General features: G+C 74.1%; 11 protein-coding genes and 1 pseudogene. 5 read left to right on the forward strand and 7 right to left on the reverse strand.

Annotated elements, in window-relative coordinates:
* Positions 1–290: 290 nt before the first annotated feature.
* Positions 291–959 (reverse strand): HAD-IA family hydrolase, encoded by a 669-nt coding sequence (locus tag IE287_RS27025; protein ID WP_189851808.1) that lies wholly within the window; start codon positions 957–959, stop codon positions 291–293.
* 194 nt (positions 960–1153) lie between these two features.
* On the reverse strand, positions 1154–2389 hold the full coding sequence (locus IE287_RS27030) for a peptidoglycan-binding domain-containing protein (protein ID WP_189851809.1): 1236 nt from the start codon (positions 2387–2389) through the stop codon (positions 1154–1156).
* 230 nt (positions 2390–2619) lie between these two features.
* Here IE287_RS27030 and IE287_RS27035 point away from each other — a divergent pair, with 230 nt between their 5' ends.
* Positions 2620–4695: an MDR family MFS transporter gene (locus tag IE287_RS27035; RefSeq protein WP_189851810.1), complete on the forward strand. Its 2076-nt coding sequence runs from the start codon at positions 2620–2622 to the stop codon at positions 4693–4695.
* A gap of 274 nt (positions 4696–4969) precedes the next feature.
* A complete protein-coding gene (locus IE287_RS27040) occupies positions 4970–5749 on the forward strand; it encodes a hypothetical protein (RefSeq protein ID WP_189851811.1) in 780 nt (259 codons plus the stop codon).
* 42 nt (positions 5750–5791) lie between these two features.
* On the opposite strand, the gene IE287_RS27045 is transcribed toward IE287_RS27040, so the two are convergent.
* A complete protein-coding gene (locus tag IE287_RS27045; protein WP_189851812.1) occupies positions 5792–6277 on the reverse strand; it encodes a GNAT family N-acetyltransferase in 486 nt (161 codons plus the stop codon).
* A 170-nt stretch (positions 6278–6447) separates the two neighbouring features.
* Positions 6448–6777, reverse strand: a complete 330-nt coding sequence (locus IE287_RS27050; RefSeq protein WP_189851813.1) for an antibiotic biosynthesis monooxygenase family protein — start codon at positions 6775–6777, stop codon at positions 6448–6450.
* Here IE287_RS27050 and IE287_RS39170 point away from each other — a divergent pair.
* The 3 genes and pseudogenes from IE287_RS39170 to IE287_RS27060 form a co-directional block, all read left to right on the forward strand.
* Positions 6778–7470: pseudogene (locus IE287_RS39170) on the forward strand (recombinase family protein); the annotation flags it as partial. It lies immediately after the preceding gene.
* 94 nt (positions 7471–7564) lie between these two features.
* The gene (locus IE287_RS39175; protein WP_268254998.1) at positions 7565–8518 is read left to right on the forward strand and encodes a hypothetical protein; all 954 of its coding nucleotides are present in this window, start codon (positions 7565–7567) and stop codon (positions 8516–8518) included.
* Between the two features lie 363 nt (positions 8519–8881).
* Positions 8882–9970, forward strand: a complete 1089-nt coding sequence (locus IE287_RS27060; RefSeq protein WP_189851815.1) for a serpin family protein — start codon at positions 8882–8884, stop codon at positions 9968–9970.
* A 112-nt stretch (positions 9971–10082) separates the two neighbouring features.
* Here the strand turns inward: IE287_RS27060 and IE287_RS27065 are convergent, their stop codons facing one another.
* From IE287_RS27065 to IE287_RS27075, 3 genes are read right to left on the reverse strand one after another with little or no spacing between them, the layout of a single operon-like run.
* Positions 10083–10751, reverse strand: a complete 669-nt coding sequence (locus IE287_RS27065) for an O-methyltransferase (RefSeq protein WP_189851816.1) — start codon at positions 10749–10751, stop codon at positions 10083–10085.
* Positions 10748–11830 (reverse strand): DUF2330 domain-containing protein, encoded by a 1083-nt coding sequence (locus IE287_RS27070; RefSeq protein ID WP_189851817.1) that lies wholly within the window; start codon positions 11828–11830, stop codon positions 10748–10750. Before IE287_RS27070 ends, IE287_RS27065 begins: the two co-directional genes overlap by 4 nt.
* A 45-nt stretch (positions 11831–11875) precedes the next feature.
* The gene (locus IE287_RS27075) at positions 11876–13135 is read right to left on the reverse strand and encodes a cytochrome P450 (protein WP_189851818.1); all 1260 of its coding nucleotides are present in this window, start codon (positions 13133–13135) and stop codon (positions 11876–11878) included.
* Positions 13136–13416 lie beyond the last annotated feature (281 nt).

The following is a 13416-nucleotide window of genomic DNA, read 5'->3' on the forward strand; positions in this document are numbered from 1 at the left end:
GGGCGGGGGTGGGGGCGGGGTGTGGTGTCTCGGCGGGGCCGGCCTGTGCGGCGCCGGGCCGACGGGGTGCCGGGGGTGCCGGGGGTGCCGGGGGTGGGGGTGCCGGCGACCGTGGGGCGTCGAGGCCCCCCGGGTGACGGAGGGCCCCGGGAGGCGGAGGGCCCCGGGCCTGCGTCAGGACTGCCGGGCCTCCCGGTCCGCGGACCCGCGCGCCGGGTGCGGGACGTCCGGAGGGCCGCGCCGGGGATCCGGCGCGGCCCTCCGGGGGGTGGGGCTCGGGGGCGTCCCGGTCAGGAGGCCGTCGTGGTGAGGGTGATCGTTCCGTCCGGGGCGGCGGTGAGCGCGAGCGAGGTCAGGTCCTGGACGTGGAGGTCGGGGGCGAAGGCCGCCGCGCGGGGGCCCACGCCCACGACGCGCATGCCGGCCGCCCTGGCCGCCTGGATGCCCGCCTCGGAGTCCTCGAAGGCCACGCAGTCCGCCGGGGCCGTGCCGAGCTCGGCCGCGCCCTTGAGGAAGCCCTCCGGGTCCGGCTTGCTCGCGCCGACCAGCTCCGCGGTCACCCGCGTCACCGGCATCCGCAGGCCCGCCGCGCCCATCCGCGCCTGGGCGAGGCCCTCGTCGGCCGAGGTCACCAGGGCGTGCGGGAGCCGGGCGATCGCGTCCATGAAGGCGGGGGCGCCGCCGACCGGCACGACGCCGTCGAGGTCGGCGGTCTCCTCGGCGAGCATCACGGCGTTGTCGGCGTGGTTCTCGGCCATCGGGCGGTCCGGGAGGAGGGCCGCCATCGTGGCGTAGCCCTGGCGACCGTGCACGACCCTCAGTACCGCGTCGGCGTCGAGACCCTGCCGGTCCGCCCAGCGGCGCCAGCAGCGCTCCACGACGGCGTCCGAGTCGACCAGGGTGCCGTCCATGTCGAGCAGGAGGGCGCGGGCGGTGAGCGTTGCCGGGGTGGCGGCCATGGGGTCTCCAGGGGGGTGGTGCGGAGAACGAAGCGGTCCCGCCCGCCGGTCAGGGAGTGCGGGCGGGGCCACTTTGTTTCTTCACGATACAAAACGCGGAGCCGTCTTGGCCAACCCGCCCCCGTCCGCCCGGTCCGGCGCCCGTCCCGCGCCCGGTGCGGCGCTGGGGACCGCGCCCGGTCCGGCGTCCCCGCTCAGCCCGTGATGTCGGAGGTCAGCCGCTCCAGATTGCGCCGCGTGTAGGGGCCGTACACGCCCTCGGGGTCCTTCCGGGGCCAGAGCCAGCCCTGGTACGAGGCCACCGCGTCCCGCACCTCCTCGCTGTACACCCCGTCGATGTCGCCCCGGTAGACGTAGACGGCGGTGAGTCGCAGCTGGAGCTCCCGCACCTCGGGGCCCGTGTCGCCCATGGCCAGGACCGCCCCCTCGGGGGCCCCCGTCGGGGTGGGGGGAGGAGAGGCCGTGGTCGGGGCGGCGGAGGTCGCCGTGGCCGTGGCCGGACCGGACGCCGAGGGGGCCGCGCCGCCCGTCGCGGACGGCGGACCGCCGGCCGTCGGCGTCCCCGCCGCCCCGGTCGGCGCGGACGCCGACGGGGAGGCGGAGGTGGCCGTGGGGGTGGGGGAGGAGGTGCGCGGCGAAGGCGACTTCGAGGGGGTGCGGGTCGGCTCCGGGGTGTCGGAGGACGGCGACGGCTCCTCCGAGACGGCGATGTTCAGGGAGGCGCTGGTGGTCACCTCGGGGACCGTCGCCCGGTCGTCGGTCTCCCCGCTGCCGAGCACCGCCGCGGCCAGCGCGGCCGTGCCGACCACGGCCGCCGCCGTGACGCCCGCGACCAGCCCGCCGCGCCGCTTGCGCCGCCGCTCGCGGCGCGCCCCGGCCGCCGCCCCGTCGCCTCCGGCCCCGCCGAGCAGGAGCGGCATCGTCTCGTGCGCCCCGCCCTCGGCGCCGTACGCCCCGTCCCCGTGCGGGAAGGAGTCGGAGGAGGAGGGCTCGGAGGAGGAGGGGGCGTACGGGGAAGGGGGCGGGGACGGGGCGTACGGGGGTCGGTCGTACGAAGGGGAACCGTAGGAGGAGTCGTACGGGGAGGTCCCCTGCGAGGAGGCGTCGTACGGGGAGGCCTCCGGCGAGGGGGAGGCGTACGGGTCGCCAGGGGCGTGGCCGTGCGCCGCGGGGCGGATCGCCGCCAGCTGCGCCGTCGGCGGATCACCCGCCTCCGCCGCCCCGCCGGCCCCACCGGACGCCGAGGGCGACGCCGGCGGTGACCCCGGCCGCCCGTCCCGCCCCGCCCCGCCCTCCGCGTACGGCGCCTCCAGCGTCACGTACGGCCTGATGCGGAGCGGGTCGAAGTCCTCGGCCGCCGCCAGCTCCGCCCGGGCGCAGGCGCAGGGCGGTCTCTGGCCGCCGCATTCAGGACATGCCTGTCCGGTCATGATCTGTCCCCTCCCCAAGCAATCTGGCAGTGATTATGCAGGCCACCCCCTGCCGACGGGTGAACACGCGTGCCCCTCCGCAGGCCATATCCGGACATTCGACTCAGGATGGAGAGCACCCGCCCGAGGAACCCGAGGAACCCGAAGAACCCGAAGGACCTGGGGGACCCGAAGGACCCGAGGGACCCGGAGGACCCGGAGGACCCGGGGGAGACGTACAGGAGGCGCCCATGGCCCAGGAGACAAGCCCGCCGCAGCTCGGCGGGGAGCCCGCGCCCGTGCCGGGGGAGGGGCAGAGCCGCCGGACCGTCCTCGTCGCGATCGGGGCGCTGCTCCTGGGCATGCTGCTCGCCGCCCTCGACCAGACGATCGTCTCCACCGCCCTGCCGACGATCGTCAGCGAGCTCGGCGGCATGGAGCACCTCTCCTGGGTGGTCACCGCCTACATGCTGGCCTCGACGGCGGCGACCCCGCTGTGGGGGAAGCTGGGCGACCAGTACGGGCGCAAGAAGCTCTTCCAGAGCGCGATCGTCCTCTTCCTGATCGGCTCCGCCCTCTGCGGCATCGCCCAGAACATGCCGCAGCTCATCGGCTTCCGCGCACTCCAGGGCCTCGGCGGCGGCGGGCTCATGGTGCTGTCGATGGCGATCGTCGGCGACCTCGTCTCGCCCCGGGAGCGGGGCAAGTACCAGGGCCTCTTCGGCGCCGTCTTCGGCGCCACCAGCGTCCTCGGCCCGCTGCTCGGCGGGTTCTTCACCCAGCACCTCTCCTGGCGCTGGGTCTTCTACATCAACCTTCCCGTCGGCGTCGTCGCCCTCTTCGTCATCGCCGCCGTCCTGCACATCCCGGTCCGCTCCACCCGCCACACCATCGACTACCTCGGCACCTTCCTCATCGCCTCGGTCGCCACCTGTCTGGTCCTCGTCGCCTCCCTCGGCGGCACCACCTGGGACTGGGGCTCGCCGCAGATCATCGGGCTCGCGCTCCTCGGGGCGGTCCTGCTCGTCTGCTTCGTCGCCGTCGAGCGGCGGGCCGCCGAACCGGTCCTCCCGCTCAAGCTCTTCCGGATCCGGACCTTCACCCTGGTCTCGGTCATCAGCTTCGTCGTCGGCTTCGCGATGTTCGGCGCGATGACCTACCTGCCGACCTTCCTCCAGGTCGTCCAGGGCGTCACCCCCACCATGTCCGGCGTCCACATGCTGCCGATGGTCGTCGGCATGCTGCTCACCTCCACCGTCTCCGGCCAGATCGTGTCGCGCACGGGCCGGTGGAAGGTCTTCCCCATCGCCGGCACCGCCGTCACGGCGCTCGGCCTGCTGCTCCTCAACGAGCTGACCGAGACGACGCCCACCTGGGAGATGAGCGTCTACTTCTTCGTCTTCGGCGCCGGGCTCGGCCTCGTCATGCAGGTCCTCGTCCTCGTCGTGCAGAACGCGGTGGGGTACGAGGACCTGGGCGTCGCCACCTCCGGGGCGACCTTCTTCCGCTCCATCGGCGCGTCCTTCGGCGTCGCCGTCTTCGGCACGATCTTCACCAGCCGGCTCACCCACAAGCTGGAGGACGTCTTCGCGCAGGCCGCCCGGGACGGCACGGAGCTCCCGCCCGGCACCGGCGCCGGGCAGGTCGCCGCCGACCCGCGTGCCGTCGCCCAGCTCCCCGCCGAGCTGCGGCCGCAGGTCCTCCACGCGTACGCCACCTCCATCACGGACGTCTTCCTCTACGCGGCACCGGTCGTCCTCGTCGCCTTCGTCGTCGCCTGGTTCCTCAAGGAGGACCCGCTCCGCGCCTCCGTCACCGCGCCCGACACCAGCCAGACCCTCGCCTCCAACCCGGTCGAGCGCTCCTCCTACGAGGAGGCCGCCCGCGCCCTGTCGGTGCTCGGCTCCCGCGAGGGCCGCAAGGAGATCTACGAGACGATCACCGCCCGCGCCGGGCTCGACCTGCGTCCGGCCTCCAGCTGGCTGCTGCTGCGGATCCGCCGCCACGGTGCCGTGGAACCCGCCCGGCTCGCCGAGACCGCCCCCGTACCGCTCCGGGTCATCACCGACGCGGCCCGCGAGGTCGAGGAGCGGCGGCTCGCCCGGCGCGAAGGGGTCCAGCTGGTCCTCACCGAGGACGGCGTCGCGACCGCCGTCCGCCTCGCCGCGGCGCGCGAGGAGTCGCTCGCCGAACTCCTCGGCGACTGGTGGGGTCCCGACCGCCCCACCGACCTGGTGAAACTCGTCGAGGAGCTGAACGCCGAGCTCTGCGGCTCCGACGGGGAACGCCCCCGGTTCCCCGGACCGCCCCGCGACCACCGCGCCTGACCCCGCACCCGCCGCGTCCCCGTACCCGTCCTGTGGCCGTCCCCGTCCCGTACCCGTCCTGTGCCCGTACCCGTCCCGTGCCCCTGCCGCCCCCGTGCCCCGCTCCGGTCCGGTTCGGGGGACTCGGGCGACGTGGGGGAGCCGGGAGGCTCGGGGAACTCGCGCTCCCGGCAACCGGGGTGACGGACGTTCAGTGCCGATGGGTACCCTGACCTGCCGAAGATCGGATCAGAAGATCGATCACGGGTACGACGGGTACGGGGGAGCAGGCACGATGAGCAGCCATGAGCCGGGGCAGGGCTGGACGCAGCAGCACGGACAGCCGCAGCAGGGGTATCCCCAGGGCGGCCCGGGATACGCGGCCTACGGCGCCCCGCCGCCGCCGAGCACCCCGCCCGGCCGGCAGCCGTCGCACCGGGGCGCCTGGATCGGCGCGGGGGCGACGCTGGTGGCGGCCGTCATCGGCGTGGTCGGCACGTATCTGGTGAACACGAGCGACAAGGAGCCCGAGGCCGCGCCCGCCCCGGCACCGACCTCGGCGACCCCGACGCCGGACGACGGGCAGGCCGCGGAGAACACCCCGGGCACGGACGGCACCTCCGGCACGGACGCGTCCGGCGGGGGCACGACGGCCCCGGCGGCGCAGGTGACCACCAGCGCCCCGCCCACCGCGCCCCCGGACACCGTCCACTGGCAGGGCACCCTGGTCATCGCGTACGCGGACGACAAGGACCTCGACGCGGCGCCGCCCGTGGTGTCCGAGATCAACAGCGACAACGACTTCGCCGTCTACCCCTTCGGCGACCACATGCTGCGGCCCGACAACGGCTCCAGGGCCCTCGTGTGGAAGGGCGCGGCCAAGGTGCCGGCGTACGGGGACTGCGCGGGCGTGGTCGACACCCAGGCCACCTCGAACGACATCGAGATGAAGACCGGTCTGACCGTCTGCGGCCGCACCGGCGAGGGACGGCTCCTCCGGATGACCGTCAAGGAGCTGTCCGGGCTGGCGAGCGACACGGCCGCCACCTTCGACGTCGTCGTCTGGGGCGGCTGAACCGCCCGGGGCGGCCGGTCCTTCCGGGACGGGGGAGAGGGGTCAGAGCTCCTTGCCGTACCAGATCTCCATGTACGGCCCCGAGCAGTACGCGGGGATCTCGCCGTAGCCGTGCCGCACGTACAGCGCCCGCGCCTCGACCAGGTCGAGGCGGGTGTTGAGGACGGTCCGGCGGGCGCCGAGCGCGCGGGCGGCCCGCTCCAGACCCTCCATCAGGAGGTCGGCGCCGCCCTTGCCGCGGTACGCGGGGCGGAGGTACACCCGGGTCAGCTCGGCCCGTCCGCCGTCCAGGAGGACGATGCCGCCGCAGGCGGCGGGCCGCCCCTCGTACCGCCCGACCAGGAACTCCCCGGCGGGCGGCGCGAGCCGCTCCAGCCCCTCGTCGATCATGTCCTCGTCGTACTCGTCCTCGGACAGCACGCGGCCGAAGTAGCGGCCGGCGACGTCGCCGAAGTAGTCGCGGCGCAGGGCGGTGGCGTCCGGGGTGCCGACGCGCTCGGGGGTGAAGCTCCAGGTCATGCGGGCCATTCTGCGGCCCGCACTCCCTCGCCCGCCTCCGGATTGTTCCGGGGATCTCCTCCGGGGCCTCCCCCGGAACCTCCTCTGGAGACCTCCTTCGGGGTCTCCCCCGGAACCTCCTCCGGGACCTCCTTCGGGGATCTCCTCCGGGAGTCTCCTCCGGGACCTCCTTCGGGGACCTACTTCGGCGACGCCTGCTGCACGACCTCGAAGGACCACAGGGTGGAACCGGACGCGGCGGGCTTCGGACGCTCGCCGCCCTCGCCGCCCGAGGTGCCCTGGTGGGCGGCCTTCATGGAACCCTCCATCCAGTTCCGGAAGTCCTCCTCGCTGCGCCAGCGGGTGTACACCAGGTACTGGTCGGTGCCCTCCAGCGGGCGCAGCAGCTCGAACCACTCGAAGCCGTCGGAGCCCTCCACGGCACCGGCGCGCGAGGCGAACCGCTGCTCCAGGACCTCGCGCTGCTCGGCCGGCACGGTCAGGACGTTGATCTTTACCACACTAGGCACATGACACCTCTCAGGAAGCACAGGCCGGGCGCTGCGCCGAGCCTTGATCACGTACGTGCAGTCTCGTACATCCGGCAGTCAAAGCGGCGTGAGGACGACTCCCGGGCGTCGCCCGTGGCGCAGCGCGAACGGTGCGCCTCGCTGATCGCGTCGAAGGGGTGGAGCGACGCGGGCCACTTCGAGGACGTCGGCAAGTCGGGGTGGGACCCGAGCATCCACCGCCCGGGGTTCGAGGAGATGATGGCGGCCGTGCGCGGCGGGCACGCGGACGCCGTGGTGGTCTTCTCGCTGTGCCGACTCACTCGCCGTGGCGCGCTGGAAGCCACGCGGATCATCGAGGAGCTGGAGGCGCACGGCGTCCGGCTGGTGAGCGTCGAGGAGCCGTACCTCGACACGTCCACCTCGGTCGGTGTCGGCATCCTCGCCATCATCGCGGGACTGGCGCAGCAGGAGTCCGACATGAAGTCGGCCTACGTCTCCGCCACCAAGGACACGCTCCGACGGGCTGGTAGCCATGTCTCCGGCGTGGCCCCGTACGGCTTCACGGCCGAGAGGGCGACCAGCGGCGAGCTGTCCGTCGTCCGACTCGTCCCGGACCCGGCGGAAGCCCCGCACGTCCGTGACATGGCCGAGTGGGCGGCGGAGGGCGTGTCCGCCTCGCAGATCGCCAAGCGGCTCAATGAGCGGGGCGTGCCCACGAAGGCGGAGTCCCTGGGGGAGTCGGGGGCCAAGCGCCTCGCCTCGCGCCGTGCGCGGAGTCTCGGAAGCAGTGGAGCGCCCCGCGTGGGTGTCGTCCACCGTCCTGCGCATCCTGCGGGACCCGCGCCTTGCGGGGTACGCGATCGAGTGGCAGGGACGGGTACGGGCGACCAAGGACGCCGACGGCAACCCCGTCCCCGGCAAGGCGGGGAAGCGCGTCGTCCTGCGTGACGACGAAGGTCAGCCCGTCCAGTCGCACGAAGCGCTGATCCCCACCGAGGAGTGGTGGAAGCTCCAGGACGTGCTGGACGGCCGGACGCAGGTGGTCGTACGAGCGGCCCGCCGCGTCCCTGCTCTGCTGGCCGGGCACGGACTGCTGTTCTGCGGCGTCTGCGGATCGGTGATGGCGACCGACCGGCGGGCCGGGAAGCTCTACTACAAGTGCAACCGGGCCGGGGGAGTGGTCCCGGGCCACGGCGGTCTCGTCATCGGGCAGGACGCGGCGGACAGCGAGACGGCGGGGCGGGTGTGGGCCCGTCTCATGGCCGTGGACCCCGACGACCCGGAAGACCTCGCATGGCTGGCCGAGGCGTCACGGCGCTTCGCCCGCCAACAGGACACGTCCCAGCGAGACGCGGAACGCGCGGCGGCGCGAGCCGAGCCGGAGCACGTACGGGAGTCCCGCCGCATCCTCCACGTGGACCGGCTGGCCGGCGTCTACGCCGACGAGACCGGTGCGCGGATGTTCAGGGAGTCCATGGCGCGGTTGGCAGCTCATGAGGAGCGGACGGGCGAACGGTTGGCGGAACTGGAGGCGACCGGCAACCGAGGCATCCAGATTCCCGACGCGTGGACGAGCGTGGACGGGGATCCCATCGGGGAGGGTTCGACATGGGCGGCGTGGGACCTGGAGAAGAAGCGGGAGTTCCTGGCGCTCTTCATCGACTCCGTGAGGATCGCCAAGTCCGTCGGCAGGGGTCGGAACGCGAACACGAGGGACCGGGTGATCGTGCGATGGGCTGAGGCGCCTGATCCTGCGTGATCCTCAGCCGCCCGAGAGCCGCTGTACGGGTCCGCCGCTAAGAATCCGGCGGCGGGGCGCGTGGCGTTCCTGAGCCTCGCCGGTTTACGGGACGGTCCTTGGCGTCCTCGGCAAGGAATGCAGACGGACGGACCGAGGGGACGACGGCATGCCCGGCAAGGCTCGGGAGCGTGAAGCGGACGCACGGCAGGGGGAGTGGCTGGTCCCGCCCGACCATGTGCGTCGAGCGTGAGGGGGCAGGGGCCGACAGCGGGGGCCGACGGCTTCTAGGCTGGCCGACCATGGCGGCACCCACGGTGTGAAGTTCTCCGTGGGCGGCCTGCCCCGTTCGTTGATCTTCACGATGCCCTTGAGAGGCAGGATATGACCGACACTCCCACCGCCCTTCGCGCGGGCGAGCTCAGGGCGTTCGCGGAGCGGTGCCTGCCCCGGTCCGGGGACGCGGACTTCGTGTGGTCGCCCGCGGGGGCGTGGCTGGCGCTGGGGGCGGTGGCCTCGGGGGCCCGGGGCCGGACCGCGGAAGGACTGCGCGGTCTGCTCGGGGTCGCGGGGGAGGAGGCCGCGGCGGCGGTGACCGGCGTCGGGCGGGCGGTCGCGGGGGCCTCCGGGGTGGCCGGGGCCGTCGGGGTGTGGAGCCGGGTGCCGGTCCGCGAGGGGTTCCGGGCCGGGCTGCCGGGCGTCGGGTTCGGCGTGCTGGGCGCGGACGCGGCGGCGGAGCTCGACGCGTGGGCGCGGGAGGCGAGCGGGGGGCGCGTGCCGGGGCTTCCGCTGCCGCTGGACGGCTCCGAGGACCTGGTGCTGCTCGGGGCGCTCGCCCTGAAGGCGGCCTGGCGGAAGGCGTTCCCGGTCGGGGCGACGCGGCCCGAGCCGTTCACGGACGCGTCCGGCGCGGTCCGCCCCGTCCCCACCATGCACCGGCGGGTCCCGGCCGAGTGGGCCTGGCGGGTGCGGCGGGGATGGCGGGGGAGCCGGGGCGTCGTGGTGGAGCTGCCCGGCGCGGGGGAGCGGGCGGTCCGGGTGCGCTTCGTGCTCGGGGAGCCGGGCGACGGGCCCGCGGACGTCCTGCCCCTGGCGTGGGCGGCGCGGCGCGAGCCGGTGCGGGCCGGCGGCGTGGAGCTGGCCCTGCCCCGCTTCTCGCTGCGGACCCGCACCGATCTCCTGCCCTGGCTGGAGGCGGCGGGGGCGGGCGCGGCCCTGCGGCCCGGCGCCGACTTCTCGGCCCTCTCGCCGGTGCCGCTCTTCGTGGCCCGGGCGGTGCAGGAGGCGGTCGTCGAGGTCGCCGAGGAGGGGGTGGAGGCGGCGGCGGTCACCCAGATCGCGATGACGAGGAGCGCGGCCCGGCCGCTCCCCGCCGAGCGGATCGCCTTCGACAGGCCCTTCGGGGTGGTCGTCATGGACGCCGACGGGGAGCTGCCGCTGTTCGCGGGGTGGCGGGCCGGCCTGGAGCCCTGACCCGCACCCCTGGCCCGCACCCCTGGCCTGAGCCTCGGGTCCGTGCCCCCGGCCCGCGTCCCCGACCCGCGTCCCGGGGCCGTGGGGCCGGGGCGCGGGGCGGGTGCGCGTCCTAGCCGGTCACCCGGGCGATGAGGAGGCCGTCGTGGCCCTTGGTGCCGACCGTCTGGACGGCGGTGGCGTCGAGGCGGGGTTCGCCCGCGACGAGTTCGAACATCGCGCGGGTGCCGGTGACGGCCGGGTCCGACGGGTCCTCGGCGGCGACGCGGCCGCCCCGGATCACGTTGTCGACGACGATCAGGGTGCCGGGGCGGGAGAGCTCCAGGGCCCAGGTCACGTAGTGCGGGTTGTTGACCTTGTCGGCGTCGACGAAGACCAGGTCGAAGGGGCCCGCGCCCTCCTTCGCCAGCAGGGGGAGGGTGTCGAGGGCCGGGCCGGTGCGGACCTCGACCCGGTCGGCGAGCCCGGCCCGCGCGAGGTTGGCGCGGGCCACCTCGGCGTGCCGGGGGTCGTACTCCAGGGTGATCAGGCGTCCGTCGGCGGGCAGGGCGCGGCCCAGCCAGATGGTGCTGTAGCCGCCGAGGGTGCCGATCTCCAGGATGCGCCGGGCGCCCTGGGTCCGGGCGAGGAGGTTCAGGAGCTTGCCCTGGTTGGGGGCGACGGCGATCTCGGGGAGTCCGGCGGCCGCGGAGTCGGCGAGGGCGGCGGTGAGCGCCTCGTCGTCGGGGACCAGCAGGCCGGTGACGTACGCGTCGATGTCGTTCCACTGAGGGTTCGTCATACCGGTGACGGTACCCGGCGGCGGTTCGCCCGCATGGTCAGCACCACGGTCGTCACGGCGATCGCCGCCGCGCCCAGGAGCACGGTCAGCAGCCAGACCGGGACGCCGGCGAGGGTCAGCAGGCGGTCGTGGTGGACGACCCGGCGGTACGGGGTGTCGGCGACCGCGCGCAGGACGTGGTCGTCGTCGATGCGGGACGGTACGGGGAAGCGCTGTTCCAGGACGGTCAGGTGGGCGGGGGCGCCGCCGGTGAGCGCGGCGACGGGGCCGTCGGGGCGGTCGATCCGGCCGGCGAAGGTGACTTCGGGGCGTTCGCCGCCGATCGCCGAGCGGGGCTCCATGCGGTGGTCGGCGAGGATCGACAGGCCGAGGGTCTGCGGGGTGGCGGCGAGCCGGGAGAGCCGCATGGGGTAGACGAGTTCGGTGGAGGCGAAGGTGATGCGGAGCGGGGTGAGTTCGCCGTGGAGGCGTTCGCCGCTCTTCTCCGGCGCGAGGCGCACGGCGACGTACTCCCACTTCCGCTCGACGTACGGCCGGAGTTCGGGGGTGAGCCGGTCGGGGAGCTCGAAGCCGTTGGCGCGCAGCCAGGTGCCGAGGGCCCCGGGGTCGGTGGCGGTCAGCCGGGCGACGTCGAAGGGGCCGAGCCGCTCGCGGCCGACGACGCCGACGGTGCCGCCGGGGGCCGCGCCGGCCGCCGCCCCGTCGCCGCGGCCGGCGTCGAAGGGCCAGTCGTCCTCGCGGGGCCAGAAGTAGGGGCGTTCGCGCTCCTCGGGGGCGGCGAGCTCCTCCAGCCGGTCGAAGAGCTCCGGGTCGCCGAGGGTGACGTCGGCCCGGTTCGGCACCGGCATGACCCAGGCGGCCCGGCGGGCGTCGCCGTGGACGCGGAAGCGCATGACCACGGTCTCGGTCCGGCCGTCCCAGCGGACGGCGGACTCCTCGCGGTCGACGCCGATCCGCTCCGACCTGTGCGTGATCATGGCGCCGCAGCCGCAGGCCCAGGCGGGCGCGACGAGCGAGCCGAGCTGGAGCGCGAGCAGCGCGACGAGTGTGGTCAGGATCCTGTGTGTTGTCCCCCGCATGCCCGATCGGACGTGCGGGGGCGGTCCGCGGTTCCTGCGGGGCGGTCAGGCGGGGGTCGTCGAGCGGACCCGGAGTTCCTTGACGCCGTTGAGCCAGGCGGCCCGCAGCCGGCGGGGTTCGCCGACGAGGGTGAGGTCGGGCAGGACGTCGGCGACGGCGTCGAAGATCAGCTCGATCTCCTTCACGGCGAGGGACTTGCCGAGGCAGAAGTGGGGCCCGCCGCCGCCGAAGCCGAGGTGCGGGTTGGGGTCGCGGGTGATGTCGAAGGTCCCCGGGTCCTCGAAGACCTCGGGGTCGTGGTTGGCGGAGGAGTAGAAGAGGCCGACCCGGTCGCCCCGCTTGATCTTCTGGCCGCCGATCTCGGTGTCCTGGGTGGCGGTGCGCTGGAAGGAGACGACGGGGGTGGCCCAGCGGACGATCTCCTCGGCGGTGGTCGCGGGGCGCTCCCGCTTGTAGAGCTCCCACTGGTCGGGGTGGGTGAGGAAGGCGTGCATGCCGTGGCTGATCGCGTTGCGGGTGGTTTCGTTGCCGGCGACGGCGAGCAGGAGGACGAAGAAGCCGAACTCGTCGGAGGAGAGGTTTCCTTGGCCCTCTGCGGCGACGAGCTGCGACACGATGTCCTGGGCGGGGCACTCCTTGCGCGCGGCGGCCATGTTCATCGCGTAGCCGATGAGTTCCATGGCGGCCTCGACGCCGACCTCCTCGGTGATGGCGTACTCGGGATCGTCGTACGCCACCATCTTGTTGGACCAGTCGAAGATCCGGGAGCGGTCCTCCTGGGGCACGCCGATGAGTTCGGCGATGGCCTGGAGGGGCAGTTCGACGGCGACCCGGGTGACGAAGTCGAAGGATCCGTCGGGGTCCGCGGCCGCCGCGGCGCGTGCCTCCTCGGCGATCGCGCGGGCCCGGTCGCGCAGCGCGGTCTCCAGGCTGCGGATGGCGCGCGGGGTGAAGCCGCGCTGGACGATCTGGCGGACCCGGGTGTGCTCCGGCGGGTCCATGTTGAGCATGATCAGCTTCTGGACCTCGATCTGCTCGCGTCCGATGTGCTCGTTGAAGCGGATCACGGCGGTGTTCTCGTTCGAGGAGAACAGCTCGGGGTGGGTGGAGACGTACTTGACGTCCGCGTGGCGGGTGACGGCCCAGTACCCCTCGTCGTCGAAGCCGGTGACGCCGCGCGGCTGGGGGCACCACCAGACCGGCGCGGTCTGCCGCAGCTCCGCGAACTCGGGGAGCGGGACGCGGCTGCGCAGCAGATCGGGGTCGGTGGCGTCGAATCCTTCGGGGAGGTGGGGGCAGGTCATCGGCAACACGCTCCAATATCTGATGGACCATCAGAAGTTGCCGGGAAAGTTAGTAACGAGTTCTACAAGTGGCAAGAGGCGCGACCCGAATACGCCCCCGGTGCGCCCGGGGGAGCCTCCGGAGCCCCTTCCGGTCGGCCCCGTACGCCCCCGCGGCCCGGCGTGCGGCGCAACTGCTGCCTCCCGGACCCTTGCGTACCGGCGGTAGCAGTCATAAGACTTCAGTCAGAACTAGAACGCGTACTAGTTCTCCCGTGACGCCGACCGGCGGGTGCCGGGAC

The sequence above is a fragment of the Streptomyces omiyaensis genome, from assembly GCF_014650895.1.
Taxonomy (GTDB): Bacteria; Actinomycetota; Actinomycetes; order Streptomycetales; family Streptomycetaceae; genus Streptomyces; species Streptomyces omiyaensis.

Coding starts and splice junctions, on each gene's coding strand:
- IE287_RS27025 (WP_189851808.1), bottom strand. CDS start 959: ATGGCCGCCACCCCGGCAACGCTCACCGCCCGCGCCCTCCTGCTCGAC.
- IE287_RS27030 (WP_189851809.1), bottom strand. CDS start 2,389: ATGACCGGACAGGCATGTCCTGAATGCGGCGGCCAGAGACCGCCCTGC.
- IE287_RS27035 (WP_189851810.1), top strand. CDS start 2,620: ATGGCCCAGGAGACAAGCCCGCCGCAGCTCGGCGGGGAGCCCGCGCCC.
- IE287_RS27040 (WP_189851811.1), top strand. CDS start 4,970: ATGAGCAGCCATGAGCCGGGGCAGGGCTGGACGCAGCAGCACGGACAG.
- IE287_RS27045 (WP_189851812.1), bottom strand. CDS start 6,277: ATGGCCCGCATGACCTGGAGCTTCACCCCCGAGCGCGTCGGCACCCCG.
- IE287_RS27060 (WP_189851815.1), top strand. CDS start 8,882: ATGACCGACACTCCCACCGCCCTTCGCGCGGGCGAGCTCAGGGCGTTC.
- IE287_RS27065 (WP_189851816.1), bottom strand. CDS start 10,751: ATGACGAACCCTCAGTGGAACGACATCGACGCGTACGTCACCGGCCTG.
- IE287_RS27070 (WP_189851817.1), bottom strand. CDS start 11,830: ATGCGGGGGACAACACACAGGATCCTGACCACACTCGTCGCGCTGCTC.
- IE287_RS27075 (WP_189851818.1), bottom strand. CDS start 13,135: ATGACCTGCCCCCACCTCCCCGAAGGATTCGACGCCACCGACCCCGAT.